General features: G+C 69.1%; 25 protein-coding genes. 8 read left to right on the top strand and 17 right to left on the bottom strand.

Annotated elements, in window-relative coordinates; all coding sequences use genetic code 11:
• Position 1 precedes the first annotated feature (1 nt).
• The 5 genes from M8009_RS06010 to M8009_RS05990 all read right to left on the bottom strand — a co-directional run bounded on the left by M8009_RS06010 (position 2) and on the right by M8009_RS05990 (position 5,463).
• Positions 2–889 (bottom strand): branched-chain amino acid ABC transporter permease, encoded by an 888-nt coding sequence (locus M8009_RS06010; protein ID WP_250059890.1) that lies wholly within the window; start codon positions 887–889, stop codon positions 2–4.
• Between the two features lie 52 nt (positions 890–941).
• Positions 942–2,162 carry an ABC transporter substrate-binding protein gene (locus M8009_RS06005; protein WP_250060057.1) on the bottom strand — a complete coding sequence of 407 codons (1,221 nt, stop codon included), beginning with the start codon at positions 2,160–2,162 and terminating at the stop codon, positions 942–944.
• 107 nt (positions 2,163–2,269) lie between these two features.
• On the bottom strand, positions 2,270–3,016 hold the full coding sequence (locus tag M8009_RS06000; RefSeq protein WP_250059889.1) for an ABC transporter ATP-binding protein: 747 nt from the start codon (positions 3,014–3,016) through the stop codon (positions 2,270–2,272).
• Positions 3,013–3,789, bottom strand: a complete 777-nt coding sequence (locus M8009_RS05995) for an ABC transporter ATP-binding protein (RefSeq protein WP_250059888.1) — start codon at positions 3,787–3,789, stop codon at positions 3,013–3,015. Before M8009_RS05995 ends, M8009_RS06000 begins: the two co-directional genes overlap by 4 nt.
• Positions 3,790–4,083: 294 nt before the next feature.
• Positions 4,084–5,463 carry an L-serine ammonia-lyase gene (locus M8009_RS05990; RefSeq protein WP_250059886.1) on the bottom strand — a complete coding sequence of 460 codons (1,380 nt, stop codon included), beginning with the start codon at positions 5,461–5,463 and terminating at the stop codon, positions 4,084–4,086.
• Positions 5,464–5,631: 168 nt separating this feature from the next.
• Here M8009_RS05990 and M8009_RS05985 point away from each other — a divergent pair, with 168 nt between their 5' ends.
• Complete coding sequence (locus tag M8009_RS05985; protein WP_250059885.1) at positions 5,632–6,570, top strand: LysR substrate-binding domain-containing protein; 939 nt, start codon at positions 5,632–5,634, stop codon at positions 6,568–6,570.
• Between the two features lie 62 nt (positions 6,571–6,632).
• Entirely contained in the window at positions 6,633–7,289 is a 657-nt protein-coding gene (locus M8009_RS05980; protein WP_250059883.1) for a hypothetical protein, read from the top strand.
• Positions 7,290–7,386: 97 nt separating this feature from the next.
• Here M8009_RS05980 and rpoD read toward each other — a convergent pair whose 3' ends face one another.
• From rpoD to rpsU, 3 genes are all read right to left on the bottom strand, one after another.
• Positions 7,387–9,228 carry an RNA polymerase sigma factor RpoD gene (rpoD, locus tag M8009_RS05975; RefSeq protein ID WP_250059882.1) on the bottom strand — a complete coding sequence of 614 codons (1,842 nt, stop codon included), beginning with the start codon at positions 9,226–9,228 and terminating at the stop codon, positions 7,387–7,389.
• Between the two features lie 250 nt (positions 9,229–9,478).
• On the bottom strand, positions 9,479–11,293 hold the full coding sequence (gene dnaG, locus M8009_RS05970) for a DNA primase (protein ID WP_250059880.1): 1,815 nt from the start codon (positions 11,291–11,293) through the stop codon (positions 9,479–9,481).
• Positions 11,294–11,419: 126 nt separating this feature from the next.
• A complete protein-coding gene (gene rpsU, locus M8009_RS05965; protein ID WP_013333229.1) occupies positions 11,420–11,635 on the bottom strand; it encodes a 30S ribosomal protein S21 in 216 nt (71 codons plus the stop codon).
• 265 nt (positions 11,636–11,900) lie between these two features.
• Between rpsU and tsaD the strand changes: the two genes are divergently transcribed.
• The gene (tsaD, locus tag M8009_RS05960; protein ID WP_250059879.1) at positions 11,901–12,929 is read left to right on the top strand and encodes a tRNA (adenosine(37)-N6)-threonylcarbamoyltransferase complex transferase subunit TsaD; all 1,029 of its coding nucleotides are present in this window, start codon (positions 11,901–11,903) and stop codon (positions 12,927–12,929) included.
• A 2-nt stretch (positions 12,930–12,931) separates the two neighbouring features.
• Here tsaD and plsY read toward each other — a convergent pair whose 3' ends face one another.
• Complete coding sequence (gene plsY / locus M8009_RS05955; RefSeq protein ID WP_430886892.1) at positions 12,932–13,519, bottom strand: glycerol-3-phosphate 1-O-acyltransferase PlsY; 588 nt, start codon at positions 13,517–13,519, stop codon at positions 12,932–12,934.
• A 172-nt stretch (positions 13,520–13,691) separates the two neighbouring features.
• On the opposite strand from plsY, the gene folB reads away from it, so the two are divergent.
• Together folB and folK are read left to right on the top strand one after the other, a co-directional pair.
• Positions 13,692–14,057, top strand: a complete 366-nt coding sequence (folB, locus tag M8009_RS05950; protein WP_250059877.1) for a dihydroneopterin aldolase — start codon at positions 13,692–13,694, stop codon at positions 14,055–14,057.
• Entirely contained in the window at positions 14,057–14,575 is a 519-nt protein-coding gene (folK, locus tag M8009_RS05945) for a 2-amino-4-hydroxy-6-hydroxymethyldihydropteridine diphosphokinase (protein ID WP_250059876.1), read from the top strand. The genes folB and folK overlap by 1 nt, the downstream gene beginning before the upstream one ends.
• A gap of 3 nt (positions 14,576–14,578) precedes the next feature.
• On the opposite strand, the gene M8009_RS05940 is transcribed toward folK, so the two are convergent.
• The 8 genes from M8009_RS05940 to M8009_RS05905 are packed head-to-tail and all read right to left on the bottom strand — an operon-like array spanning position 14,579 to position 22,400.
• On the bottom strand, positions 14,579–15,739 hold the full coding sequence (locus M8009_RS05940) for a tRNA nucleotidyltransferase/poly(A) polymerase-related protein (RefSeq protein ID WP_250059875.1): 1,161 nt from the start codon (positions 15,737–15,739) through the stop codon (positions 14,579–14,581).
• 3 nt (positions 15,740–15,742) lie between these two features.
• Positions 15,743–16,066: a thiosulfate sulfurtransferase GlpE gene (glpE, locus tag M8009_RS05935; RefSeq protein ID WP_250059874.1), complete on the bottom strand. Its 324-nt coding sequence runs from the start codon at positions 16,064–16,066 to the stop codon at positions 15,743–15,745.
• Positions 16,067–16,095: 29 nt separating this feature from the next.
• A complete protein-coding gene (locus M8009_RS05930; RefSeq protein ID WP_250059873.1) occupies positions 16,096–16,920 on the bottom strand; it encodes a symmetrical bis(5'-nucleosyl)-tetraphosphatase in 825 nt (274 codons plus the stop codon).
• A 40-nt stretch (positions 16,921–16,960) separates the two neighbouring features.
• A complete protein-coding gene (apaG, locus tag M8009_RS05925) occupies positions 16,961–17,359 on the bottom strand; it encodes a Co2+/Mg2+ efflux protein ApaG (RefSeq protein WP_250059872.1) in 399 nt (132 codons plus the stop codon).
• On the bottom strand, positions 17,356–18,174 hold the full coding sequence (rsmA, locus tag M8009_RS05920; protein WP_250059871.1) for a 16S rRNA (adenine(1518)-N(6)/adenine(1519)-N(6))-dimethyltransferase RsmA: 819 nt from the start codon (positions 18,172–18,174) through the stop codon (positions 17,356–17,358). The genes apaG and rsmA overlap by 4 nt, the downstream gene beginning before the upstream one ends.
• Before the next feature lie 49 nt (positions 18,175–18,223).
• Complete coding sequence (pdxA, locus tag M8009_RS05915) at positions 18,224–19,270, bottom strand: 4-hydroxythreonine-4-phosphate dehydrogenase PdxA (RefSeq protein ID WP_250059870.1); 1,047 nt, start codon at positions 19,268–19,270, stop codon at positions 18,224–18,226.
• Positions 19,270–19,923, bottom strand: a complete 654-nt coding sequence (locus M8009_RS05910; protein WP_250059869.1) for a SurA N-terminal domain-containing protein — start codon at positions 19,921–19,923, stop codon at positions 19,270–19,272. Before M8009_RS05910 ends, pdxA begins: the two co-directional genes overlap by 1 nt.
• Before the next feature lie 32 nt (positions 19,924–19,955).
• Entirely contained in the window at positions 19,956–22,400 is a 2,445-nt protein-coding gene (locus M8009_RS05905; protein WP_250059868.1) for an LPS-assembly protein LptD, read from the bottom strand.
• 166 nt (positions 22,401–22,566) lie between these two features.
• Here M8009_RS05905 and M8009_RS05900 point away from each other — a divergent pair, with 166 nt between their 5' ends.
• The 3 genes from M8009_RS05900 (at position 22,567) to M8009_RS05890 (ending at position 24,733) form a co-directional block, all read left to right on the top strand.
• The gene (locus M8009_RS05900) at positions 22,567–23,592 is read left to right on the top strand and encodes an aminoglycoside phosphotransferase family protein (RefSeq protein WP_250059867.1); all 1,026 of its coding nucleotides are present in this window, start codon (positions 22,567–22,569) and stop codon (positions 23,590–23,592) included.
• Positions 23,589–24,251, top strand: a complete 663-nt coding sequence (gene murU / locus M8009_RS05895) for an N-acetylmuramate alpha-1-phosphate uridylyltransferase MurU (RefSeq protein WP_250059865.1) — start codon at positions 23,589–23,591, stop codon at positions 24,249–24,251. The genes M8009_RS05900 and murU overlap by 4 nt, the downstream gene beginning before the upstream one ends.
• Positions 24,252–24,313: 62 nt before the next feature.
• Entirely contained in the window at positions 24,314–24,733 is a 420-nt protein-coding gene (locus M8009_RS05890) for an OsmC family protein (protein ID WP_250059864.1), read from the top strand.
• Positions 24,734–24,775: the final 42 nt, after the last annotated feature.

Below are 24,775 nucleotides of genomic sequence, written 5' to 3'. Positions count from 1 at the left end.
GTCAAGCCTCCTTGCCGAAGAGTCCCGCGGGGCGCAGCAGCAGCACCAGGATCATCACCAGGAAGATCACGGTGTTGGCCGCCTCGGGGTAGTAGACCTTGGTGAGGCCCTCGATCAGGCCCATGGCCAGGCCGGTGATGACGGCGCCGAGGATCGAGCCCATGCCGCCGATCACCACCACGGCGAAGACCACGATCAACAGGCTCGAGCCCATGGTCGGTGACACCGGGTAGAGCGGGGCGGCCAGTACCCCGGCGAAGGCGGCCAGGGCCACGCCGAAGCCGTAGGTCAGGGTGATCAGTTGCGGCACGTTGACCCCGAAGGCCTGCATCAGCGCCGGGTTCTCGGTACCGGCGCGCAGGTAGGCGCCGAGACGGGTGCGCTCGATGACAAACCAGGTGCCCAGGCAGACCACCAGCGCCGCCACCAGCACCCAGGCGCGATAGGTGGGCAGGAACATGAAGCCCAGGTTCATCCCGCCCTGCAGGGCCGCGGGCGTCGGATAGCTCGACCCCGACACGCCGAAGAAGTTGATCAGGGTGCCCTCGAAGATCAGCGCCAGGCCGAAGGTGAGCAGCAGCCCGTAGAGGTGGTCGAGGTGGGCGATGCGCCGCAGGATCAGGCGCTCGATCACCATGCCCAGACCGCCCACCACGAGGGGCACCAGCAGCAGCGCCACCCAGTAGTTGAGCCCCAGGTACTGGAACCCCAGCAGGGTGGCGAAGGCCCCCAGCATGTACATGGCACCGTGGGCGAAGTTGACGATCTTCAGCAGGCCGAAGATCACCGCCAGCCCCAGACTGAGCAGGGCATAGAAGGCACCATTGATCAGGCCCAGCATCAGCTGGCCCATGAACACCATCAACGGCACCCCGAAAATCATTGTCATGTCATGGACCTCCCGTCAGAGGGGCGGCGGCCGAGGCCGCCGCCGGTTCCGCTCAGTTGTTGACCAGGTCGCACTGGCTCTCGGAAAGCGGGCGGTAGGCCTCCTCGGCGGGGATGGTGGCGAGGATCTCGTAGAGATCCCACTCGCCGGTGGACTCTTCCGGAGTCTTCACCCGTGCCAGGTACATGTCGTGGACCATGCGGCCATCCTCGCGGATATAGCCATTACGCGAGAAGAAGTCCTCCACCGGGCGTTCGGCCATGGCCGCGCGGACGGTCTCGGGGTCGTCGGTCCCCGCCTCGGCCACGGTCTCCAGGTAGTGCATGGTGCTGGAGTAGATACCCGCCTGGACCATGGTCGGACGCTTGCCGACGCGCTCGAAGTAGCGGTCGGCCCACTCGCGAGCCTGATCATCCATGTCCCAGTACCAGCCGGTGGTGAGCAGCAGGTTCTGGGTGTCCTCGAGGCCCATGGCGTGGACGTCATTGAGGAAGATCAGCAGGCCGGCGAGCTGCTGGCCGGACTGGGTCAGGCCGAACTGGCTGGCGGTGGTGATGGCGTTGACGGTGTCGGCACCGGCATTGGCCAGGCCGACGATCTTGGCGCCGGACCCTTGGGCCTGGAGGATATAGGACGAGAAGTCGCTGGTCGGGAAGGGATGACGAATGGTGCCGACGATCTCGCCGCCGTTCTCCTCCACCACCTTGGTCACGTCACCCTCGAGGGCATGGCCGAAGGCGTAGTCGGCGGTGAGCATGAACCAGGTATCGCCGCCCTGCTCCACCACCGCCTTGGCCGTACCGTTGGCCAGCGGGTAGGTATCATAGACCCAGTGGATGTGGTTGGGCGTGCAGTGCTCGTTGGTGATGCTGGAGGCCGCGGAGCCGGAGACGATCCCCAGGCCGTCGTTCTCCTCGATCACCTTGGTCGCGGCGATGGTCACCGAGGAGGCCACCAGGCCGGCGACCAGGTCGACGTTGCGGGTGTCGAACCACTCGCGCACGGTGTTGGCGCCCACGTCGGCGCTGTTGCGGTCATCGGCGCTGAACACCTCGATCGGGGCGCCGTTCACCTCGCCGCCGAAGTCCTCGACGGCCATCTCCAGGGCCTCGAGGCCGCCGGGGCCGGCCAGGTCGCGGTAGGTGCCGGACATGTCGGCCAGGTAGCCAATCCGTACCTCGTCGTCGCTCATCTGGGCCTGGGCACCGCTGGCCATCAGGGTGGCGGCGGCGAGGGCGATGCTGCTGGCAAGCGTCTTCCGGTTGAAGGTCATGCTGTTGAAGGTCATAGCTTCATCTCCGTGGCCCCGGGCGGGGCTGGTTGTTGTTGTCGATGCAGGTTGCACTGCGGTGGATGAACTGCAGGGAGGACGGCACGCCGTCATACCCCCAGCAGGGAGTTGAGGTGCTCGCGCCGCGAGGGCAGCTCGGCGGCACTGATCTCCTCGATGATACGGCCGTGTTCCATCACGAAGTGGCGGTCGGCCAAGGGCGCTGCGAAGCGGAAGTTCTGCTCCACCAGCACGATGGTCATGCCGCGCTCCTTGAGCTTGACCAGCACCTCGCCCAGCGTCTGGACGATGACCGGGGCGAGCCCTTCGGTGATCTCGTCGAGCAGCAGCAGCCGGGCACCGGTGCGCAGGATGCGCGCCATGGCCAGCATCTGCTGCTCGCCCCCGGAGAGCCGGGTGCCCTGGCTGTGGCGCCGCTCGTAGAGGTTGGGGAACATCGCATAGATCTCGTCGATCCCCATCCCGCCGCTGCGCACCGTGGGCGGCAGCAGCAGGTTCTCCTCGACGTCGAGGCTGGCGAAGATGCCGCGCTCCTCGGGGCAGTAGCCGATGCCCAGCCGCGGGATGCGGTGCGGCTTCATCCCAAGGGTCTCGTTGCCGTTGATGACGATCGAGCCGGTGCGGTGGCCGACCATGTTCATGATCGACTTGAGGGTGGTGCTGCGCCCGGCGCCGTTGCGCCCCAGCAGGGTCACCAGCTCGCCGCGCTTCACGTCGAAGTCGACGCCGTGGAGGATGTGCGATTCGCCGTAGAAGGCGTGCAGGTCGCTGACCCGCAGCATCTCGGCGCCGTCCAGGTCGTGGTATTCGGTGAGTGTCTCGGCTGCCTGGCTCATGCGCTGGCCTCCTCTTCCGCAGCGGCATCGCTGCCCATGTAGGCCTCGCGCACCTGCGGGTTGCGCGAGACCTCCTGGTAGTCACCCTCGGCCAGCACGCTGCCGCGGGCCAGCACGGTGATGCGGTCGCACAGCCGGCTGACCACGCTGAGGTTGTGCTCCACCATCAGCACGGTGCGGCCCTTCGAGACCCGGCGGATCAGCTCGACGATGCGGTCGACATCCTCGGCGCCCATGCCCTGGGTCGGCTCGTCGAGCAGCATCAGGGTCGGTTCCAGCGCCAGGGTGGTTGCCACCTCCAGCGCCCGCTTGCGCCCGTAGGGCATCTCCACGGTGAGCACGTCGGCGTATTCGGCGAGCCCCACCTCATCGAGGAGCTCCAGGGCCCGGTCGTTGAGGTGATCGAGGCTCTTCTCGGACTTCCAGAAGTGGAAGGAGGTGCCCAGTTTGCGCTGCAGCGCCACCCGCACGTTCTCCATGGCGGTCATGTGGGCGAACACCGCCGATATCTGGAAGGAGCGCACCAGCCCCAGCCGGGCGATCTCGTTGGCCTTCATGCCGGTGATCGGCTTGCCGCGATAGAGGATCTCGCCGCGGGTCGGCGGCAGGAACTTGGTGAGCAGGTTGAAGACGGTGGTCTTGCCGGCCCCGTTGGGGCCGATCAGGGCGTGGATATGCCCCTCGCGGACCTGCAGGTTGACGTCGTCCACGGCGGTGAAGCCGCGAAACTCCTTGGTCAACCCGCGAGTTTCCAGTATGAACTCCTGGGTCATGATTCGTCCTCTCTGGATCGCTCGGGCGATCCGCCGTGGATGCTGTTGTCGTTGTTGTCGGCCGTTGTCGTTGTTGTGCCGATTCCGGCATCGAGGGCCCGGGTGACACTTTACGTTAACGTAAGCTAGAGGACTGGCAGCGGCACGGCAACAGGAGAAGCGCCGAACTCGACCAATGGTGTAGACGCCCGCGTGATCAATAGCTTGCAAACTATGTCGGGCAAAAAAAGACGCGATGCCCCTTGCGGGGCATCGCGCCTGTTCTGGCCCAAGGCCGCAGCTGCCGGGCAGCCGTCAGCACTCGATGGCGTTGACGGCCAGGCCGCCGCGAGAGGTCTCCTTGTACTTCTCCTGCATGTCGGCGCCGGTGTCGCGCATGGTGCGGATCACGTGGTCCAGGGAGACGAAGTGCTCGCCGTCGCCGCGCAGCGCCATGCGTGCGGCATTGATCGCCTTGACCGAGGCGATGGCGTTGCGCTCGATGCAGGGCACCTGTACCAGGCCACCTATCGGGTCGCAGGTCAGCCCCAGGTTGTGCTCCAGACCGATCTCGGCGGCATTCTCGACCTGACCCACGCTGCCGCCCATCACCTCGGCGAGGCCGGCGGCAGCCATGGCGCAGGCCGAGCCGACCTCGCCCTGGCAGCCCACCTCGGCGCCGGAGATGGAGGCATTCTTCTTGCACAGGATCCCCACGGCGCCGGCGGTGAGCAGGAAGTCCACCACCTCCCGCTCGCAGGCCTCGGGCTGGAACTTCATGTAGTAGTGCAGCACCGCCGGGATGATCCCCGCCGCCCCGTTGGTGGGGGCGGTGACCATGCGGCCGCCGGCGGCATTCTCCTCGTTCACCGCCAGGGCGAAGACGTTGACCCAGTCCATGGCCGAGAAGGTCGAGGCGATCAGGCTGTCATCGCCGTCCATGGCCAGCAGCCGCCGCTGCAGCGATGCCGCCCGACGCCGGACCTGGAGCCCCCCCGGCAGCAGGCCCTCGGCGGCGAGCCCGGTCTGCACGCAGGCCTGCATGGCCTGCCAGATCTCCCACAGGCCGGCGCGCACCTCGGCCTCGCTGCGCCAGGCCTTCTCGTTCTCCAGCATCAATTCGCTGATGCGCAGCCCATGCATCCGGCACAGCGCCATCAGCTCGGCGGCGGAATGGAAGTCATAGGGCAGGGGCGTGGTGTCGCTGTCCAGCTCGCCGGAGCGTGCCTGGGCCTCGTCGACCACGAAGCCGCCCCCCACGGAGTAGTAGACGTTGCGATAGAGCTCTTCCCCGTGCCCATGGGCGACCAGGGTCAGGGCGTTGGGGTGGTAGGGCAGGCTCTCGTCATGCCACTGCAGGTCCCGGCTCCAGTGGAAGGGGATCGCCTGGTGGCCGTCGAGCGGCAGGGTCCGGGACTCGAGGAGCGCCTCGATGCGCGGGGCGACGATCGACGGGTCGATGTGCGACGGATGCTCGCCCATCAGCCCCATCACCACCGCCCGGTCGGTGCCATGGCCCTTGCCGGTGGCGGAGAGCGAGCCATGCAGGTGAACCTCGAGGCGCGTCACGCGGCCCAGCAGGTCACGACGCTTCAGCACCTCGACGAAGTCATGAGCCGCCGCCATCGGGCCCACGGTGTGGGAGCTCGAAGGCCCGATGCCGATCTTGAACAGGTCGAAGACGCTGATTGCCATGGGAGAAGCCTCACGTGACTGACGAGTGGCCGGGGCGGAGCCTGGCAGGCTCCGGGTTCAGCGCTACTGAACGCTGCTGGCCATGGGTGGATGATGCCTCTATGCTGGTGCGGCTTCGCCCCGGCAACAAGCCAGAATATCTCGCCCACAGTATAGCCCAGCTAAACCATGAGCCGACTGCTGCACGCCCAGACCCATGCCTGGCTGAAGGTCTTCGCCATCAGCGCCCACCACCTCTCCTTCACGCGGGCGGCGGAGGAGCTGCACGTCACCACCGGTGCGGTAAGCCAGCAGATCAAGCAGCTGGAAGAGCGACTGGGCTTCAAGCTGTTTCGTCGCCTGCCCCGGCGCCTGGAGCTGACCGAGGAGGGACGGCGACTGGCCGCGGTGGTGGACGAGGCCTACCAGGCCGTGGGGCTGGAGGTACGGCGACTGCGCAGCGGGGTGATGAGCGGGGTGATCCGCCTGCGCTCGGTGCCCTCCTTCCTGCACAAGTGGCTGATGCCGCGCCTGCCGCGGCTGCAGGCGCGCTTTCCCGACATCGAATTGCATGTCAGGGCCGAGGACAGCAGCCTCTCGCTGCGCGACGGCGACTTCGACCTGGCCCTCGACCTCAACGACGGCCACGTCCCGGGCCTGGCCATCACGCCGCTGATGGAAGAGCGCATCTTCCCGGTCTGCGCCCCGGCCCTGCTGCGGGGCCGCCCGCCCCTTCGTCAGCCCGCTGACCTGGCCTGGTATCCGCTGCTGCACGACGTCACCGCCTGGCGCGGCAGCCACGAGCATGCCGAGTGGGAGCGCTATCTGGAAGCCATCGAGGCCCCGCCCCTCAACCTGCGCCGGGGCTACACCTTCAACCGCAACCACCTGACCATGGAGGCGGCCATCGCCGGCATGGGGGTCGCCATCGCCCGCCAGACGCTGATCCGTGGCGAGCTGGAGAGCGGCGCCCTGATCGCCCCCTTCGCGCAGCGGGTGCCCACCGGCATGCGCTACGGCATCGTGCATGCCCCGGGCGCCCTGGACGACCGCCGGGTGGCCGCGGTGCACGACTGGATCGTCGAGGAGGCCCGCCGCGCCACCCCGGCAGGCCTGCCGGTCGAGTAGGCACGCGGAGCGCGGGACGGTAGAATGCCCACCCTTGGATGATGTGCTTGAATGGACTCGCGATGCCTCCCCGCCTGCCCCCCGACCGCCCCATGCCGATCGGCTTCGCCGCCACCTGCCTGAGGGCCACGCTCTATATCCTGCTGGTCGCCGGCATCGCCCAGGGCGTCTACTACGAGGCCTTCACCCTGCCCGATATCCGCTTCTCGGAACGGGGCTTCACCGAGCTGGCCCAGAGCGGCCTGCTGGCACTCTCGACGCTGCTGCTGCTCTACGTGAGGGTCGGATTGCGGGAGCTGCCGCAGGTGAGTCTGCTGCTGCTCGCCATCGTGGCAAGCTCCCTGGTTCGCGAGCAGGACGCCCTGCTGGATGCCCGCGTCTTCGACGGCGCCTGGCAGCTGCTGGTGGCACTGATCATCCTGCCGAGCCTCTACGGCGTGATCCGCCACCGCCGGGAGTTCGCGTCACAGTTCGCAGGCTACGCCAATAGCCTCTCCTTCGGCCTGTTCGCCGCCGGCTTCCTGACCACCTATGTCTTTTCGCGACTCTATGGCCGACAGGACTTCTGGCGCGCCGTGCTGCAGGAGCACTACCTGCGTGACTTCAAGAGCGCCGCCGAGGAGGTAGTGGAGCTGTTCGGCTATGCGCTGATCCTGATCGCCATGATCGAACTGGCCCTGCTGGCCCGCCGCTGGGCCTTGGCGCGTCGCGCCGGCTGACGCGACGAGGCTCCCCCGGATGCAACAAGCCCCGCAGGTATCGCCTGCGGGGCTTGTCGTTGGGTGGGCATGATGCCCTTCTGGTCCCTCCTGGCGACTACTCGTCGAGGAAGGAGCGCAGCGGCTCGCAGCGGCTGGGGTGGCGCAGCTTGCGTAGCGCCTTGGCCTCGATCTGGCGGATCCGCTCGCGGGTGACGTCGAACTGCTTGCCGACCTCCTCGAGGGTGTGGTCGGTGTTCATGTCGATGCCGAAGCGCATGCGCAGCACCTTGGCCTCGCGGGCGGTGAGGCCGCCGAGCACGTTGCGGGTGGCCTCGATCAGCCCCTCACCCGTCGCCGAGTCGATGGGCAGCAGGATGGTGCCGTCCTCGATGAAGTCGCCCAGGTGCGAGTCGTCGTCGTCGCCGATGGGCGTCTCCATGGAGATCGGCTCCTTGGCGATCTTGAGCACCTTGCGCACCTTGTCCTCGGGCATCTCGAGGCGCTCGCCGAGCTCTTCCGGGGTCGGCTCGCGACCCATCTCCTGCAGCATCTGGCGGGAGACACGATTGAGCTTGTTGATGGTCTCGATCATGTGCACCGGGATGCGGATGGTGCGCGCCTGGTCGGCGATGGAGCGGGTGATCGCCTGACGGATCCACCAGGTGGCGTAGGTGGAGAACTTGTAGCCGCGGCGGTACTCGAACTTGTCCACCGCCTTCATCAGGCCGATGTTGCCCTCCTGGATCAGATCCAGGAACTGCAGGCCGCGGTTGGTGTACTTCTTGGCGATGGAGATCACCAGGCGCAGGTTGGCCTCGACCATCTCCTTCTTGGCCCGGCGCGCCTTGGCCTCGCCGATGGAGAGCCGGCGGTTGACCTCCTTGATCTCGGTCACCGGCAGCTGGATCATCTCCTCCTCGAAGGCGATCTTGCGCTGGGCGCGCTGGATGTCGCCACGCAGCGGCGCCAGGCGCGCCGCGTACTTCGCATTGGCGGCACTGAACTCGTCGAGCCACTCGGGGTTCGACTCGCTGCCCGGGAAGGCCTTGATGAAGGTCTTGCGCGGCACCTTCGCCTTCTTCACGCACAGCTGCATGATCGCCTTTTCCTGGGCGCGCACCTGCTCGACACTGATGCGCACCTGGCCCACCAGGCGTTCGAAGTGCTTGGGCACCAGCTTGATCGGCGAGAACAGCTGGGCGAGACGCGCCAGCTCTTCCTGGGCCTCCTTGGAACCACGCCCCTGGGCCTCGATGGCGGCCTGCGCCGCGGCGTTCTGCTCACGAATCTGCTCGAAACGGGCGCGGGCCTCCTCGGGATCGGGGCCGCCGGTGGTCTCCTCCTCGGCCTCGTCATCCTCGTCGTCGGCATCGCCTTCGGTCTCGTCGCGAGGCTCCTCCTCGGGAACCTCCGCCTCGGCCACGCCGGGAATGCCCTCGTCGGGATCGATGAAGCCGGAGAAGAGGTCGGAGAGGCGCCCGGGGGCCTCCTCGTCCTGGGTGGCATCATAGGCGTCGAGGATGGAGTCCACGGCACCGGGCAGGTAGGCCAGCGCCGACATCACCTCGCGGGTGCCCTCCTCGATCCGCTTGGCGATCTCGATCTCGCCCTCGCGGGTCAGCAGCTCCACCGTGCCCATCTCGCGCATGTACATGCGCACGGGATCGGTGGTGCGGCCGACGTCGCTCTCCACGGCGGCGAGCGCGGCAACGGCCTCTTCTGCAGCCGACTCGTCCGTGGAATGATCCGACATCATCAGGGTGTCTTCATCGGGGGCTTCTTCGACGACACTGATGCCCATGTCGTTGATCATGCCGATGATGTCTTCCACCTGATCCGGGTCGGCGATATCCTCGGGAAGGTGGTCGTTGACCTCGGCATAGGTCAGGAAGCCCTGTTCCTTGCCGCGCGCGATCAACTCCTTCAGACGTGACTGCTGCTGCGCATTTCCAGCCATAGAAACCCTATCTCGACGAAGAAGAATGAAGCACCTGAAGCACTGAGGCGGTGAAAACTCGATAAGCCGAACAGTATAGCGGGTGAAACCACCTTTCTGCCAGTTCGGTGTATTTGCGCGGTCATTCAGGTGTGTTAGGTTGTCAGGTTGCACCGTTCGCGGGCACTTCCCTCTATGTGGTGATAGTAGGAGAAAATTCAACCCCGCCGCCATTTCCCACCGCGAGGCGAGGCCTTCCGTTCCTCTTGCATTACCCCTTGAGCTCGGTGAGCAGCCCCATCAGGCGCTGCCGCTCCTCCTGAGACAGCCGCTCTCCCCGCTGCTGCTTTGACAGCAGGGCGTCGACTTCCTCCTGATGCGACGGCCGGAGACGGTGTCGCCGGAAGTGCTCGACCAGTCCATCCAGTTCGGCGGCCCGCGCCCCCGGCGGGATGAGCAGCTCGCGGCGCGCCAGCTCGGCCAGCCGCTCACCCTCGGGGGTGCCGTGAAAGTGCGCCAGTAGCACCTGGGCGCTGCGATAGCGTCCCGCCCGCAGCAGCCGCTCCACCTCGTGGCACAACCGGGCCTCCGGGTCCTCCCCGGGGTACCAGTCGCTCTCCTCGGGCAGACGCTCCACCAGCCGCGGTTCGTGGACCAGCAGCTGCAGCACCCGCCCCATCAGGCTCAGTGCGCCGCCTGCCGGACCACTCCCTCGCGCCGGACGAGGGGCCTCGTCGCGCCCGGGCTCCGCCGCCAGGGGCGGCTCGTCCTGTGGCGCGTCCCGGGGCGTGACCAGCGCCTCGAAGCGCGACTGGTCGACGCCAGTACGCCGCGAGAGTTCCGTCAGCAGCAGCGACTTGAGCACCCCTTCCGGCAGCTTGCCGATCGCCGACAGCACCTGGCTGGCGAAGCGCTCACGCGCCTCGATCGTCGCCAGGTCGCGCCCCTCGGCGGCGTGCTCGAAGAGGAATTCCGACAGGGGGCTGGCGCAGGTGATGCGATCCTCGAAGGCCTCCGGCCCCTCCCGACGCACCAGGGTGTCGGGATCCTCCCCCTCGGGCAGGAACATGAAGCGCGCCTGGCGCCCGTCGATCATCTGCGGCAACACCGTCTGCAGCGCCCGGGTGGCGGCCTGGCGGCCGGCCCGGTCGCCGTCGAAGCAGAACACCACCTCGCCGACCATCCGGAACAGCCGCCCCAGGTGCTCCTCGCTGGTGGAGGTGCCGAGGGTGGCCACGGCGTTACGGATGCCGAACTGGGCCAGCGCCACCACGTCCATGTAGCCCTCGACGATCACCAGCCGCTCGAGCCGCGAATTGGCCTGCCGGGCCTCATAGAGGCCATAGAGCTCGCGACCCTTGTGGAACACCGGCGTCTCGGGCGAGTTGAGGTACTTGGGCTTGGCATCGCCCAGCACCCGCCCGCCGAAGGCAATGGTGCGCCCGCGGATATCCCGGATCGGGAACATCACCCGGTCGCGGAAGCGGTCATAGGTCCGCCCGCTCTCCTCGCGATGCACCAGCAGGCCATACTCGATCTGCACCGCCTCGGCGACGCCGCGCTCCGAGAGGTGGCGCTTGAGCGCCTCCCAGCCCGCCGGGGCATAGCCGATGGCGAAGGCCTGCTGCACTTCGGGGGACAGCCCGCGCTCGGCCAGATAGCGGCGCGCGCCCTCCGCTTCCGGCATCTTCAGCCGCTCACGGTAGTAGCTGGCCGAGAGCTCCAGCAGGTTGACCCCCTCCTTGCGCTTGCGCTCGCGGGCCTGGGCGCGTGGGTCGTCGGCCCCTTCACGCGGAACCTCCATGCCCAGGCGCGCGGCAAGCTGCTCCACGGCCTCGGGAAAGCGCAGCTTGTCGTACTCCATCAAGAAACGCAGGGCATTGCCGTGGGCACCGCAGCCGAAGCAGTGATAGAACTGCTTGTCGGCACTGACGGTGAACGACGGCGACTTCTCCTGATGGAAGGGGCAGAGCCCCAAATGGTTGCGCCCGGCCTTCTTCAGCTTCACGCGCTCACCGACCACCTCGACCACGTCGACGCGGGCCAGGAGATCATCGATGAAGCGCTGGGGAATCTGACCGGACATTCGGGCACCCTGCGGGAGACGGGAGACGGGAGAGGCGACGAAAAACAAGCGGCCACCGTTAGGCGGCCGCTTGGCGTCCCTCTTGAGACGACAGGGGCGGTATGCCCCTACCGACTCCAGTACGGATCAATAGAGCCGTTCGAAACGCTTGCGCTCACGCTGAAGCTTCTTGGCATGGCGCTTGACGGCAGCGGCCGCCTTGCGCTTGCGCTCTGCGGTCGGCTTCTCGTACTGCTCGCGACGACGCACTTCCGAGAGAACACCGGCTTTTTCACAGGAACGCTTGAAGCGACGCAGCGCGACGTCAAACGGCTCGTTATCACGTACTTTGACAGAAGGCATTAAGCACTCACCTACCTTGGGTAACTTGAGTTCGGTTTGTACGCACACCTTGCGAGGGCCACTCGCCATCACGCAACTGACGCCGGAATCGCCAGGCGAACCGGAACGATGCGTGTAAGGCGGAAGGCCGCTCCTGGGTGCACGACCCAGTCTTGCAGCGGACAGTATTCTAGTCGCCATGCCCAAGGTGTGCAAATCTTCCGCACTGCGCCTGCGGGGCAAAAGGCGTAGAATGCCGGCTTCCACGCATCACCGAGCCATCATCATGCGCGTACTGGGTATCGAGACCTCCTGCGACGAGACCGGCGTCGCCCTCTTCGACACCGGGCGCGGCCTCGTGGCCGACGCCCTCTACAGTCAGATCGCCATGCACGCCGAGTATGGTGGCGTGGTCCCGGAGCTCGCCTCCCGGGACCATACCCGCCGACTGCTGCCGCTGATCCAGCAGGTGCTGGACGAGGCCGGCCTGGCGCGCACCGAGCTCGACGCCATCGCCTATACCGCCGGCCCCGGGCTGGTCGGCGCGCTGATGGTGGGGGCCAGCACCGCCCACGGCATGGCCCGGGCGCTGGAGATTCCGGTGCTCGGCGTCCACCACATGGAGGGCCACCTGCTAGCCCCCATGCTGGAGGACGCACCCCCCGACTTCCCCTTCGTCGCCCTGCTGGTCTCCGGGGGCCATACCCAGCTGGTCGAAGTGCGTGGTCTGGGCCAGTATTGCCTGCTCGGCGAATCGGTGGACGACGCCGCGGGCGAGGCCTTCGACAAGGCGGCCAAGATGCTGGGGCTCGACTACCCCGGAGGACCCCAGGTGGCGAAGCTGGCCGAGGGCGGCGACCCCGGCCGCCTGCACTTCCCGCGGCCGATGACCGACCGCCCCGGGCTCGACTTCAGCTTCTCCGGGCTCAAGACCCACACCCTGACCGCCATTCGCCGGCTCGAGCAGGACGGCGAGCTCGACGAGGCGGCCCGCGCCGACGTGGCCCGCGCCTTCGAGGAGGCGGTGGTCGACACCCTGGTGATCAAGTGCCGCCGCGCGCTGGACGCGACCGGCCTCAAGCGCCTGGTGGTAGCCGGCGGCGTGAGCGCCAATGTGCGGCTGCGCGAACGCCTGGAGCGGGAGTGCGCCAAACGCGACGCCCGGGCCTACTACCCTCGCGGGCGCTTCTGCACCGACAACGGGGCCATGATCGCCTACGTAGGCGCACAGCGCCTGCTGGCCGGCGAGCATAACGATACCGGCATCATGAAGGCGGTGCCGCGCTGGCCGATGGATACCCTGCGGGCGCCGTAAGCCTACAGGGGCGGCTCGTCACCTCGCCCCAGGCGCCGGATATTGAGCACGTGGCGCGCCAGCACCAGCAGGGTGAAGACGATCACCACGCCGGCGAACTCCGGGGCCAGCCACAGGCTGGCCAGCGGCGCCATGGCGGCGCTGGCCAGGGAGGCGATGGCCGCCGTGCGCACCCGCCAGGCCAGCAGCATCCACAGCGCGGCGCAGCAGATCGCCACCCAGGGCGTGAGTACCAGCATCACGCCGAAGGCACTGGCCACGCCCTTGCCGCCCCGGAAACGATGCCAGGCCGGGTAGCTGTGGCCCAGCAGCACGCCCAGCCCCACCAACCCCAGCCCCCAGGGCGGCAGCCCGAGCCCCATGGCCAGCCACAGCACCGGCATGCCCTTGACCACGTCCACCGCCAAGGTGGCCAGGGCCAGGCGACGTCCATGCAGGCGCAGGACATTGGAGAACCCCGGATTGCAGGAGCCGGCCAGCCGCGGGTCCCCCACGCCGGCCAGGCGGCACACGGTCAAGGCACCGAGCCAGGTACCGCTCAGGTAGCCGATCGCCATCAGCGGCAGGATGAGGTCGAGTGGCGCCTCCACGGGCGGCCTCCTGTGGGGTCAAACCGTGATTCTGCCAGCCATGAACGACCCGGGACAGGCCGGCGGCCCCCCGCCGGTGTCGCCCGCGGCCCGGCTGGCGTACAATCGTGCGCCTGCAGGCGGACCCGGCGCATCGCCCGGTCCTCAACCGCCAATGGCCCGGGGAGCCCCGATGGATCTTGTGCTGATCGAAGCGCTCGAGGTAGACACCGTGATCGGCGTCTATGACTGGGAGCGCACCATCACCCAGACGCTGCGGCTCGACCTGACGCTGGGCACCGACATCCGCCCCGCGGCGGCCGGCGACGACATCGCCCTGACCCTGGACTACGCCGCCATCTGCGAGCGCATCGCCGCCTTCGCCGGCGAACATGACGTCGCCCTGGTGGAGACCTTCGCCGAGCGCCTGGCCGAGACCCTGCACGACGAGTTCGCCGTCCCCTGGCTGCGCCTTACCGTGCGCAAGCCCGGCGCCGTGGCCGCCGCCGCCGCGGTGGGCGTCTGTATCGAGCGCGGCCAGCGGACGGGGGGCACCTGATGGCCCGGATCACCGTCAGCATCGGCAGCAACATCGAGCGCGAGCACCATGTGCGGACCTGCCTGGATGCCCTGGCCGCGACCTTCGGCCCGCTTGCCATCTCGCGGGTCTTCGAGAGCGAGCCGGTGGGCTTCGAGGATGGTCGCAACTTCTACAACCTGGTGGTGGCCTTCGACAGCAACTATCCGGTAGGTGAACTGCAAGCCTGGTGCAAGCGGCTGGAGTTCGCCAACGGCCGCCGCAAGGGCGTTCCCAAGTTCAGCCCCCGGACCCTGGACATCGACCTGCTCACCGTGGGCGAGCTGACCGGCCGCCACGATGACGTCGAGCTGCCCCGCGACGAGATCCTCCACCATGCCTTCGTGCTGAAGCCGCTGGCCGAACTGCTGCCCGAGGCCCGCCACCCGCTCACCGGCCGCAGCTATCGCGCCCACTGGGGCGAATTCGAGGCCGGCCAGCAGCGTCTCTGGCCGGTGGCATTCGTCTGGCAGGGCCGGTGCATTTCCACGGCGGAGTGAGCCTCAGGCCCTCCCCTCGGGGCCGGCGAGCGCGCCATCGATGGCCTCCCAGCGCCGCCGAGCCAACTCCTCGCCCAGTTCTCGCCCGCGGTAACCCTCGGCCACTAGCGCCTTGGGCAGTACCTGCTGGGCCAGGCGCCAGGCCAAGGCCAGATCCTCAGCCAGCCCCGGGGCCTCGAGGCTCACCAGGCTGATCAGCGGCGCCACCCGGTCGCCGCGGCGCCAGGCGTCGATGCCATCGAGCCAGGCCATCACCCGGGCCCCGTCCAGGCCATGCCGCGCCACCCGCGCCAGCAGGCAACGGGTGCGGGCCGCCTGGCTGGCCAGCTCGCGATGGGCGCGCGGCAGGCGCAGACGCTCGGCCAGGGCGTTGCGGTCCTCGTCGTCCAGGTGCTCCACCAGCCGCGCCCAGCGCCAGCGGGCCTGTGACTCGGCCTCGATATCCTCCGGCAAGCGGTGCAGGCGCCCGAGCGCCTCATCGAGGCTCTCCGCATCGGCCGCCAGCTCCGGCATCAGCACCGCCAGGGCACCGCAGTCGTACAGGACCTGAAAGTAGACCTCCGGCCAGGGCTCGGAGAGCGCCTTCTCGGTCTCGGTCCAGACGCGCTCGGCCACCAGGTGGGCCAGCTCGCCGCTTTCCACCAGTTCGCGCATCAGCCGCCGCGTCTGCGCAGCGATGACGAACTCCAGGCCGGCGTAGCGGGCGAGGAAGCGTGCCGTGCGCAGCACCCTGAGCGGGTCCTCGACGAAGGCCGGCGAGACGTGGCGCAGCTGCCGTGCCGCCAGATCGGCCAGGCCGCCGTAGGGGTCGACAAGCTCGCCCCCCGGGGTCTCGGCCATGGCGTTGATGGTCAGGTCACGGCGCGCCAGGTCCTCCTCCAGGCTCACCTCGGGGCTGGCATGGACCACAAAGCCGGTGTAGCCATGACCCGACTTGCGCTCGGTGCGCGCCAGGGCGAACTCCTCGTGGCTCTCGGGATGCAGGAAGACCGGGAAATCGCGCCCCACCGGCTTGAAGCCCCGCCGGCACATCTCCTCCGGAGTGGCACCCACCACCACCCAGTCGGTGTCCTTGACCGGCCAGCCGAGCCGGGCATCGCGCACCGCCCCGCCGACCCGGTAGACCTCGAGCCCCTGGAGGTGCGGATCCTCGGCCTCGGTCATGGCTCAGCGCTCCACCCGGTCGGGGTGGCGAAGCTGCCAGTCGGTGAAACCGCCATCGAGGCTGTAGACCTCGGCGAAGCCCTGGCCGGCCAGCCAGGCCGCCGCCTGCTGGCTGGAGTGGCCGTGGTAGCAGACCACCACCAGGGGCGCCTCGCGCGAGGCCGCCTCGATGAAGGCGCCCACCGTGTCGTTGTCCAGGCGGCGGCTGCCGGGGATATGGCCCTGGTCGAAGCTCTGCGGGTCGCGGATGTCGACCAGCGCCAGCTCGCGTCGCTCGTCGAGCCAACCGGCCAGGGTCGGGATGTCGAGATGCTGGAAGGTCGTCATGGCAGCCTCGTGGTCAGGAAAAGGGGATCTCAGCGCTGGTGGCTCGGCACACTGATGCGCCGGCCGCTCTCGAGGTCCAGGGCGGTCAAGCGGCTGCCCCAGACGCAGCCGGTATCCAGCGCCTCGGCGCGAATCCGGCTGGCCGGCGTCTCGCCCTGCAGCGCGGCCCAGTGACCGAACAGCAGCCAGGGGTCGTCGGCGCGGGGAAACTGGAACCAGGGAGCGAAGCCCGCCGGGGCGCTGTCGAGCCCCTCCTTGGCGGCGAAGTCGAGACACCCGGCGGCATCGATGAAGCGCATGCGGGTGAAGGCATTGATGATCATCCGCAGGCGGTCGATGCCGTCGAGGTCGTCGCGCCAGCAGGCCGGCGCGTTGCCGTACATCTGCTCGAGAAAGGCCCCGGCATGCTCGCCGGTGAGGCGCGACTCGGCTTCGCCGGCCAGCGCTGCGGCCTGCTCGACGGACCACTGCGGCAGCAGGCCGGCGTGGGTCATGACGGTATCGCCCTGCTCCGCAGAGCGCCGGCGCACCAGCAGCGGGCGAGACTGCAGCCAGTCGAGCAGGCGCTCGCGGTCCGGGGCGGCCAGGATCGCCGAGAGGGTGTCCTTGCGGTTCTCCCGGGCACCGCCACGGGCCACCGCCAGCAGGTGCAGGTCATGGTTGCCGAGCACGGTGGTGGCGGACTCGCCCAGCGCCATCACCTCGCGCAGGCAGGCAAGCGACCCCGGGCCGCGATTGACCAGGTCGCCCACCAGCCAGAGGTGGTCGCGACGCGGGTCGAAGTCGAGCTGTTCGAGCAGGGCGACGAACTCGTCGTGACAGCCCTGCAGATCGCCGATGGCATAGGTGGTCATCGCGGCTCCCTGGTGTCGGTTCGATGGGTTCGGTGTAGGGTCAGTGCACCTGGTTGGGCCCGGCCAGCCGGAAGGGGGCGACGGCCACCTCGAAGGGGCGCTGGCTGGCGGTATCGACACAGGTATAGGCGCCCTCCATCACCCCCACCGGGCCGTCGAGGATCGCCCGGCTGGTATAGCGGAAGGTCTGGCCGGGGCCGATCATCGGCTGCTGGCCCACCACGCCCTTGCCGCGCACCTCCTGCACCTTGCCGCTACCCTGGGTGATCTTCCAGTAGCGGGCGAGCAGCTGCACGCTGTGCCGGGACGTGTTGTGCACCGTGACGGTGTAGCTGAAGACGAAGCGCTGTTCGTCGGGCGCGGACTCCTCGAGTCGGAAATCCGGCGCCACATCGACGCGGATGGCATGGTCGAGCCCTTCCGGGGCGGTCAGGGTCATGGGGCCTCTCCTTGCCCGGCCGCGGCCAGGTGGTTGGCGATGCGCACGAACTCTTCGACGCTGAGCGTCTGGGGGCGCCGTCCCGGGTCGATGTCCAGCGCCTCGAGGGCCGCGGCGTCGATGCGGCCCTTGAGGTTGTTGCGCAGGGTCTTGCGCCGCTGGCCGAAGGCCTCGCGCACCAGGCTGAAGAGCAGCCCCTCGTCAAGCGCCGGATGCGGCAGGGCGTGGTGAGGGGTGAGGCGCACGATGGCCGACTCCACCCTGGGACGCGGCACGAAGGCCTCCGGCGGCACCGTGAACAGCGCGTCGACCCGACAGTGGTACTGGGCCATCACCGAGAGGCGTCCCCAGTCGGGGCCGCCCGGGACGGCGGCCAGGCGCTCGACCACCTCCTTCTGCAGCATGAAGTGCATGTCGGCCACGGCATCGCCGGCTTCCAGCAGGTGGACGATCAGCGGCGTGGAGATATTGTAGGGCAGGTTGCCCACCACCCGCAGCGCCGCCCCGTCGCCTCTCAGGGCGCGGAAGTCCACCTTCAGGGCGTCGCCCTCGTGGATGACGAAGTTGGGCTTGTCGAAGAACTGCACGCGCAGGCCGGGAATCAGGTCGCGGTCGAGTTCGATCACCTCGAGATGGCCATCGGCCGCCTCGAGCAGCGGCTCGGTCAGCGCCCCCTGGCCGGGACCGATCTCCACCAGCCGGTCGCCGGTACGGGGCCCGATGGCGCGCACGATGCGCGAGATGACGCCAGGGTCGCGCAGGAAGTTCTGGCCAAAGCGCTTGCGGGCCCGGTGAACCGGGGAGGGGGATGCCATTCAGGGTCGTCCTTCTGGTTTTACGGAATTCGAGGGTCAGCGCTACGACTCAGGTCGCCCCGCGCTGCGCCATCTCGGCGGCCAGGGCCACCGCGACCCGCAGGCTGCCGAGGTCGGCGCGCCCCGAGCCCGCCAGGTCGAGGGCCGTGCCATGGTCCACCGAGGTGCGCACCAGCGGCAGCCCCAGGGTGATGTTGGCGGCGCGGCCGAAGCCGGCATACTTCAGCACCGGCAGGCCCTGGTCATGGTACATGGCCAGCACCGCATCGACGCCCTCGAGGTGGCGCGGCGTGAACAGGGTATCGGCGGGCAGGGGCCCGTCAAGAGTCAATCCTTCGGCCCGCAGGCCCTCCAGCGCCGGGATGATCACGTCCAGCTCCTCGCGCCCCAGATGGCCCCCCTCCCCGGCGTGGGGATTGAGGCCGCAGACGGCGATGCGCGGTGCCGTGACGCCGAACCAGCGCTGCAGGTCGGCGTGCAGGATGCGCAGCAGGCGTTCGAGCCGGGGCACGGTGATGGCGTCGGCCACCTCGCGCAGCGGCAGGTGCGTGGTGGCCAGTGCCACCCGCAGCGCCGACGCGCCCCGCCAGCCCGCCTCGCGAGCATGCAGGGCGCTGTCGGTGGCGAGCATCATCACCACCTCCTCCACCCCGCAGGCATCGCGCAGGTACTCGGTGTGGCCGGTGAAGCCGGCATGGCCGGCATCGAGGATCACGCCCTTGTGCAGCGGGGCCGTGACCATGCCGGCGGCCCGGCCGGAGCGGCAGGCATCGATCGCCACGTCCAGGGTCTCCAGCACATGACCGGCATTGGCAGGGTCGAGCCGGCCGGGGTGCGAGGGGGTTCGCAGCGCCACGGGCCAGACCGGCAGCACCCCGCGCCGCGTCGCCGGCGGGGCATCGCCGGGGGCGAGAGGCAGGACTTTCACCCGGCGGCCGAGCAGCGCGGCGCGTTCGGCCAGCAGGGCCGGATCGCCCACCGCCACCAGCCGCGCGGGGGGTACCCCGTCGGCGGCCAGCATCACCGCCAGTTCCGGCCCGATACCCGCCGGCTCGCCGCAGGTGAGGGCCAGCACCGGCGCGTCAGCCGATGTCATCAACGCTCCGCGAGGCGGTTGTCGACGAAGGCCCGGCTGCGGATCTCCTGGATCCACTCCTCCATCTCGGCATTGACCTTGCGCTGGAACAGGGCCTGGCGGGCCTGCTCGCGGCTGGCCCCTTGCTGCTCCACGAAGCGGTCCACCTCGCGCTCGGAGATGTTGACGCGGCTGGCGACCTGGCGCTGCTGCAGCTGGCGCATCATCAGTTCGCGACGGACCTGGTCACGGACCACGGAGAGCGAGAGGCCATCGGCCTCGAGGGCATCGGCGAACTGGTCCAGCGTCATGCCATTGTTCTCGGCGATGGCCCTCACCTGGCCGTTGAGCTCGGTGTCGTCGACGCTCAGGTTGGCGTCGCGGGCCATCTGCAGCTGGATCTCCTCGACGATCATGCGATCCAGCACCTGCTGGCGCAGCACATCGTCGGGCGGAGTCCCCTGTTCCTGGCGGGCAATCTGGCTGCGCGTCTGGGCGACGCGCGCCTCGAGCTCGCTCTGCATGATGGCGCCATCGTTGACCACCGCCACGATGCGGTCCAGCGTCTGGCGACTCCCCAGCGGCTGGGCGTCAGTGGGGCCGGTATCCTGTGCCTGCCCCGCCAGGGGCAGGCACAGGGCCAGCGCCAGGGTGGCGATACGTCGACTGCGCATGTCTCTCTTTCCTCTCGTCGTTGTCGAATGTCTCAGGGCCGGCCGAGGGCGGTGGCCCGATACCCCGGGACCGCCTCCTCGAAGTAGCGGTCGGCCTCGCCGCCGACGCCGCCCAGCCCCTTGAACACGAAGCGCAGGAAGACCCCCCGGTCGGTGAGGTCATCCTCGATGGTGTTCGCGGTGTCGTTGTCGTCGATCCACTCGCGCCAGACCAGCTGCAGACCATAGCAGCAGTCGTTCCACTGGACACCCGCCAGCTGCTCCAGGGCGCGGTCGTTGGTGTTGTCGTAGAGCAGCCGGCCGATCAGGTCCACCCGGCGGCTGGCCTTCCAGGCGAACGAGAGGTCAACCTCCTCGCGGTTGTAGTTGACCACGTCCTCGTCCTCCAGGGACGGGTCGAAGCCTTCGAGTTGCCAGCGGTAGCCGAAGTTCACCACGTGGCCGGCGTCGGCACGATACTGCAGGGCGAGCGAGGTGCTCTCGGTCTGCTCCAGATGGTCGTCGTAGAGCCACTGCCAGCGCGTGCGCCAGTGGTCGTTGAAGCGCCAGTCCGCCCGGGTGACCAGCGGCGAGCGCTCGCGCGTCGCCCGATAGTAGTCCACCTCGCGGGTCTCGGGGTCCGGCAGGGTGTCCGGGTCGCCGGCCAGGTCGATGGAGCGATCCTCCAGGTAGTAGGCCTGCCCCACCCCCAGCGAGAGCCGCTCGCTTCCGGTGGCATCGGCCAGCAGCCGCGACTCGAGGCCCAGCGAGACGCGATGGAGATCGCCCACCCGGTCTGCCCCCGAGAAGCGATAGGGCGACCAGAGCTGGTTCCAGGAGAAGGCCTGTTCGGCGGTGTCGAACTCCGGGAACTCAGTCTGGTCACGCGCCGGCACATAGGCGTAGTTGACACGCGGCTCCAGGGTCTGGCGATAGCCGCGACCGCCGAGGTCCAGCTCCCGCTCGAAGACCAGGCCCCCGTCGAGGGTGGCGACCGGCACGCTGCGGGTCAGGCCCTCGTCGCGCTCGGTCTCGCGCTCGCCGTAGTCGAGCTGGTAGGCGGTGGCGAGCCACTCGAGGCGCGGCTCCAGGTGGCCCCAGCTCTCGTCGAAGCGCCAGCCGGTGGCCGGCGAGAGGTGCAGCCGGGTCCCGTTGGCTGCCTCGCGAATGGGGACCTGCGTCTCATCCACGTCACGCCAGAAGTGGGTGACATTGGAGCGCCACTGCTGGTAGAAGCCGCTCTCCTGGGCCCAGCGGGCGTTGGCGGTCAGGCTGGGCAGCCGATAGAAGGGCTTGTCGCGCTCGAGCAGCGGGTCGTCGAGCTTCTGGTAGCCCTGGGCCCTGGCCTGCAGCTGCCAGACGTCGCCACGATGGTCGAGCTGGGCGAGCCGCGGCATGCTGCCGGTATCGCCCTCGCCGAAGCCGCGCCCGAAGTCGTCGAAGTAGCGCCCGTCGCTGGCCGCCCCGTAGCGCAGCCGGTAGCGGGTGCGGGCATCGAAACGGCCCGCATGTCGATAGTCGAGGTACCAGCGGGCATCGCCGTTCTCCAGCGCGGAGGCATCGGAGGCGTCGTCTCCCGCGGCGCGGTCATCGGCGATATAGGCCCCCTCGATCTGCCCCGCATCCTGCCGGAACAGGTAGCGGTACTCACCACCCAGCAGCAGGCCGCGATCGCTGATCCAGCGCGGCGTGAGCGTGGCGTCGTGATTGGGGGCGATGTTCCAGTAGAAGGGCTGGGCATAGTCCAGCGAATCGGTGGAGAGGCCGATCATCGGCCACAGGAAACCGGTCTGGCGGCGCTCGTCGAGGGGGAAGCGCACCCAGGGCCAGTAGAAGACCGGCACCCTGCCCATCTCCAGCCGGGCATGGGTCGCGGTGCCGACGCCGCGCTCGCGGTCGAGCAGGATGTCATTGCCCACCAGGCGCCAGAAGTCGCTGCCCGGCTCGCAGGTGGTGAAGCTCGCCTCTGTGAGGCGATAGCGGCCATCCTCGAGGCGCGCCAGACGCACCGCATCGCCGCGCAGGCGCTGCTCGTGGGCCACGTAGTGGGCGGTGTCGATGCTGGCGGCATCGCTGGTCAGCGACAGCTCCGCGGCCTCGCCACGCACCAGCAGGCCGCTGTCGCGCAGGGCCAGGGGCCCCTCGGCATAGGCGGTCTCGCGGCTGCCGGGAACGCGCACCCGCGGCGCCTCGAGCTGGGCATTGCCGCGACGCAGCAGCACCTCGCCGCCGAGGATCGTCTCGCCCTGTGCCCCGTAGTCGGCGCGGTCGGACTCGCTGGCGACCTTCTCGCCGGGGGGGGGCGGCAGCCGGTAGTCCGGCATCACGTAGCGGCCACGACACAGCTCGCCGGCCGGGCGCGCGTCGCCCCAGGGCTGCCAGTCCAGCTGGTCCGCCGGCAACGGCTCGGGCGGCGCCGCCACCAGGGGCCCGCTCGCCAGGCCGCTACAGGCCAGGCCTGCCAGGGCCGTCCATGTCCAAGAGAGTCGCTTGCCCATGCTCCACGATGTCCTTGGCGGGGTGAATCGGTATTATACAGGCCGCATCCGGCCTGTCCTGCCGGCATGGGCCCTGCCATCGCCGACGCTGCCGGGAACTCAGCATGCGGGGCCTCCAGGGGGCCGTCAACCGCACCCGCCATCTCACACCAGGAGCCAGACGACGATGCCAGAGGCCACCGACCCCACGCGCCCGGAACGCCTGCGCCAGTGGGCCGCGCGCCACCACGCCCTCCCGGCGTCCGCCATCACGGTGCGGCTCGCCGCCGGCGACGCCAGCTTCCGGCGCTACTTCCGCCTGCAACTGCCCGACGGCACCACCCGCATGCTGATGGACGCCCCACCCGAGCGGGAGGACAGCCGCCCCTTCGTGGCCGTCGCCGAGCGCTGGCGTTCGGCCGGCCTGCCGGTCCCCGCCCTGCATGGCGTGGACCTGGCACAGGGCTTCATCGAGCTCGACGACCTGGGTGACACGCCGCTCCAGGAGTGCTTCGACGGCGACGATGCCCCGGCTACCCTGGCCTGGCACGAACGCGCCCTCGAGCTGATCCACGCGCTGCAGAATCGCGCCCCCGTGGAGGGGCTGCCCGCCTATGACGCCACCCTGCTCGGCCGCGAGCTCGACCTCTTCCCCGACTGGTGCCTGGGAGAGTGGCTGGGCATGGCCGCCCCGCCGGGCTGGGCCGCACTGCGCGAGGCCCTGATCGCCGAGGCGCTGGCCCAGCCGGTGGTGGCGGTGCATCGCGACTTCGACGCCATGAACCTGATGGTGCAGGACGAGGCCCTGCACCTGATCGACTTCCAGGACGCCGTGGCGGGCCCGCTCAGCTACGACCTGATCTCGCTGCTGCGGGGCCGCTACTGCCGCTTCCCCCCGGCCCGTTTCGCCGCCTGGGTGGAGGCCTTCCGGGTCCACGCCATCGCCGATGGCCGGCTCCCCGCCGATGTCGACGCCGCGACCTTCCATCGTCGGGCACAGGCCATGGCCGCCCAGCGCGCGCTCAAGGTGCTGGGCATCTTCTGCCGGCTGACCCTGCGCGACGCCCGCGAGGGCTACCTCGAGCGGCTGCCGCACTTCCTCGGCCACCTGGAGGACAGCCTCGAATACCTCCCCGGCCACGACGCCTTTCGCACCTGGCTCGCCGACACCTTCCGCCCGGCGCTGGCGGCACGACTGGAGGCCGGCGCATGAGGGCGATGATCCTGGCCGCGGGACTCGGCACCCGCATGCGCCCGCTCACCGATCACTGCCCCAAGCCGCTGCTCGAGGTGGGCGGCAAGCCGCTGATCGTTCACCATCTCGAACGCCTGCGGGCGGGCGGCATCCGTGAGGTGGTGATCAACGTCAGCTACCGCGCGGAGCAGATCGTAGCGGCGCTGGGCGACGGCAGCGCCTTCGGGCTGTCCATCGCCTGGAGCCGGGAAGCAACGCCGCTGGAGACCGGCGGCGGCATCCGCCAGGCGCTCCCGCTGCTCGGCGAGGCCCCCTTTCTGCTGGTCAACGGCGACATCTGGTGCGAGCTGGACCCGGCCAAGCTGCCCGCGCTGGGCGACGACCTGGCGCGGCTGGTACTGGTCGACAACCCCGACCACCATCCGCAGGGCGACTTCCACCTGGACACCCGCGGCCGGGTACATGCCGACGGCGAGCCGCGGCTCACCTTCGCCGGCATCAGCCTGCTCGACCCGGCGCTGGTGGCCCACGAACCACCCGATGCTTTCGCCCTGGCGCCGCTGCTGCGGCGCGCCATGGCCGAGGGGCGCGTCGGCGGTCACCACCACCGCGGCGCCTGGGTCGACGTGGGCACGCCGGAGCGGCTGGCCGAGCTCGATCGGCGCCTGCGGGGCTGAGCCACCCTGGCGGGGGGTGCTATGCTGCCCCTCTTTGCCTGATTCAGTAAGGAAGACTCGACATGAAAGCCAGCGTGAAATGGACCGACGGTCGTCAATTCGTCGCCGAGAGCGGAAGCGGCCACAGCGTGGTCATCGACGGCCCGCCCGAGCACGGCGGTCGCAACACCGGCCCGCGGCCCATGGAGATGCTGCTGATGGGAATGGGGGCCTGCACCTCCTTCGACATCCTCAACATCCTGGACAAGGCCCGCGCCGACGTCACCGACTGCGTGGCCAGCCTCGAGGCCGAGCGCGCCGACGAGGTCCCCAGCGTGTTCACGAAGATCCACGTGCACTTCACCGTGAGCGGCAAGGGCCTGAAGGAGAAGCAGGTGGCGCGTGCCGTGGAACTCTCCGCCGAGAAGTACTGCAGCGCCTCCATCATGCTGGTCAAGGGTGGGGTCGAGATGACCCACTCCTTCACCATCGTCGAGGAGTAGCGCCGAGCGCCACTGAGCAGCTTGGCGCTAGGCGCTTGCAAC

The sequence above is a fragment of the Halomonas gemina genome (assembly GCF_023554995.1).
GTDB classification, from domain to species: Bacteria; Pseudomonadota; Gammaproteobacteria; order Pseudomonadales; family Halomonadaceae; genus Halomonas; species Halomonas gemina.
The sequence above is the reverse complement of the archived record's forward strand: the minus strand, read 5'-3'. Positions and strand labels throughout refer to the sequence as shown.